The sequence below is a fragment of the Mycobacterium sp. genome, from assembly GCF_050701675.1.
Lineage (GTDB): Bacteria > Actinomycetota > Actinomycetes > Mycobacteriales > Mycobacteriaceae > Mycobacterium.
In genome coordinates, this window is record NZ_JBOGDD010001125.1 from 1 (window position 1) to 2,368 (window position 2,368).

At 66.0% G+C, this 2,368-nt stretch carries 4 protein-coding genes and 1 pseudogene; 2 read left to right on the forward strand and 3 right to left on the reverse strand.

What is annotated here, in order from left to right:
- On the forward strand, positions 1–238 hold a 238-nt coding region (locus ACRDUX_RS34835), incomplete at its 5' end, for a carboxymuconolactone decarboxylase family protein (protein WP_526421080.1).
- On the opposite strand, the gene ACRDUX_RS34840 is transcribed toward ACRDUX_RS34835, so the two are convergent.
- From ACRDUX_RS34840 to ACRDUX_RS34850, 3 genes and pseudogenes are all read right to left on the reverse strand, one after another.
- On the reverse strand, positions 230–847 hold the full coding sequence (locus tag ACRDUX_RS34840; RefSeq protein ID WP_526421082.1) for a nitroreductase family deazaflavin-dependent oxidoreductase: 618 nt from the start codon (positions 845–847) through the stop codon (positions 230–232). The genes ACRDUX_RS34835 and ACRDUX_RS34840 overlap by 9 nt on opposite strands.
- A pseudogene (locus ACRDUX_RS34845) lies at positions 805–1,040 on the reverse strand (tyrosine-type recombinase/integrase); the annotation flags it as partial. The gene ACRDUX_RS34840 and the pseudogene ACRDUX_RS34845, both read right to left, overlap by 43 nt.
- 405 nt (positions 1,041–1,445) lie before the next feature.
- Complete coding sequence (locus ACRDUX_RS34850; protein WP_526421084.1) at positions 1,446–1,757, reverse strand: EthD family reductase; 312 nt, start codon at positions 1,755–1,757, stop codon at positions 1,446–1,448.
- 131 nt (positions 1,758–1,888) lie between these two features.
- Here ACRDUX_RS34850 and ACRDUX_RS34855 point away from each other — a divergent pair.
- On the forward strand, positions 1,889–2,368 hold a 480-nt coding region (locus tag ACRDUX_RS34855), incomplete at its 3' end, for a LysR family transcriptional regulator (protein WP_526421086.1).

The window sequence follows — 2,368 nt, forward strand, 5'->3', positions numbered from 1 at the left end:
GCACTGCACCGTCGACGACGTCCTATGGACACAACTGCGGAACCGTCACAGCGACGAGGCGATCCTGGAATTGCTCATGCTGGCCGGCACCTACCGAATGATCAGCTACCTCGCCAACGGCCTGCAACTGCCGCTGGAGCCCGGCGCGCGCCGATTCCCGCAGCGCGGCGGACCAGATGCGACATGCCACTCGGTATCACCGGCCAGCACTGCAGAGCAGGCCCCCGTCCTACCGTGACGGGTGGCGATGTACTTCCGAGTTCTCCGAGTCGCCGCTGCTGTGGTGCTCCCACCGTCGGGGGGTGAGGGAGAACAGTCGAAACTGACGATCAGGGGACAGATTCCGGGCAACCTGGTAATTCGGCCAATGCGCTATCACGTGCGCCCACGCTGCGGCGCGTTCGGACCCGTTGAGCAGTTCCACCTCGACGGTGAAGGACGCATCGCGTGAACGCACTGTGATCTGTTCGGCGGCCATGAGATTGGTTGACCAGTCGGGGTGCTGTGCGCGACCCCAGTTGGATCCGACCAGCAACATGGTGTCACCCCTGGGGATGTATTGCACGGTAGTGGTCCGAACCACCCCGGTCTTCCGGCCCGCGACGGCAATCCGTGCACGGGGGAGCACGGCGAGGTCAAGCGCGCCGAGTCGACCGTGGCTCAGCCATCTCGCGGGCGCCGACACGTTCTTGCGGCTGGCCGAGACCGCCGACGTGGTGATCGACTCCGTCCGGCCCGGAGTACTGGAACGTCTCGGCGTGGGGTGGGACGCGCCTGCGGGCGCGCAACTCTGGGCTGGTGCTGGGAGCGGTCCGCGGTGCTGAACATCTCTCGGCCCTCGGTGCACCAGTAATGCAACAGCTCGGGTACCCAGGGAAACTCGCGAACGGTCAGCACAGTCCGCCGCCCCGGTCCGGACCCGTCGTGCCCATGGGCCACCGCACGGTCATCGCTGCGTAGTCCTGGTAACTCGGCACGTGCGGATTGGGCCCGAAGTCGGTCAGGTCCAGCATGACCAGTTCCTGGCGCCGAAGCCCGTACCTCTGCTCATCGTCACCGTCGCCAGGCGGTGGAATCCAGGGCATGTGCGGGCACCTCGTCGCCCGAACTGCTCTCAAACGAAGCGGCGCAAGCCGCGCACGCCGAGGTCACCGGCTCAGCAAACCGTGACGGCGGCGAAAAGTCAGGGTTCTGCGATAGGTCAGCGCTGTCAGCCCACTTTCGTGCGCGCCGGCTCGCTGAGAGTCGCGGCTCTCCCTACAGACCCCGCCGATCCCGCCCGAATACGACGGAATCGAAAATGCGGCTTTACCGGTAAAGTACGCCGTCTTCATCTGATGAACCATGGGTGTTCTGAGCGGCCCCCTTCACCCGCCGTGTTGGGTCGATTTGGCCGAAGCGCTTCGACGCAAGCTTCGAACTCGTCTCGGAGCGTGCCGTCTGCCTCAGCTGGTGCCGTCCTGCACCGGATAGTCGATGACGACCACACCGCCGGTGGCGTAGTTGACGACATCGGCGGCCAGCCGCTGGCCTTGCGGCGATGCCCGCGCCGCAGCCAAGGCGGCGGCGTCAGCGAAGTCGGCTTCGAAGACCGCGAAATACGGCGCTACTCCCTTGGTCGCCGCCACGTCGAAGCTGTAGCGCCACGCAAGCAGGCCGGGCCAATTCATGACCAGCGGAAGGTGGTTGTTCACGTAGTAGTCGCGGAAGTGGTCAGGGTCGGCGGGCTCGGGATATAGGACCAGTGTCTTATGCATGACTGTCTCCTGCATCTACCGCGGTCGGTTGAATCTTCATATGCGCAGGTTAGGGGTTGATGTGTGGTCGAGGGAAAGACCGTAACGCGATAGACTCAGAACGTATCGTTATCAATCGGCAGGGAGGGCATGTGGCGCCGGACACGGTGAGCCTGCGGTACTTTCTGGTGCTGGCGCAGGAGTTGAACTTCACCCGCGCGGCCGCACGGATCGGTATCGCGCAGCCCGCACTAAGTGCGCGGATGCGCCGACTGGAGGCGGAACTCGGTACGAGCCTGCTGGTTCGCAACACGCGCAGCGTCGTATTGACCACGGCCGGTGCGGCTTTGGCGGAGTCCGCGCCGCCCGCGCTGGCGGCGCTGGACCGGGCATGGGACACCGCCCGGAGCGCTGGGGCTGGTGAACTGGGCACGCTCCGCATCGGATACAGCCTCAGCGCCGGGGCCGAGACGGTACCGGCCCTGGTGGACAGGCTCATTCGCAGCAGCCCGGGTCTCGAGGTCGGCGCGGTCCCGATGGCGACACCGGAGATCTCCCCCGCGGTCGCCGACGGCCGCATCGATGCGGGGATCACCCGCGGTGAACAGCCGGGTCGTGGCGTGCGCCGGTTC

Coding starts and splice junctions, on each gene's coding strand:
- ACRDUX_RS34850 (WP_526421084.1), bottom strand. CDS start 1,757: ATGCATAAGACACTGGTCCTATATCCCGAGCCCGCCGACCCTGACCAC.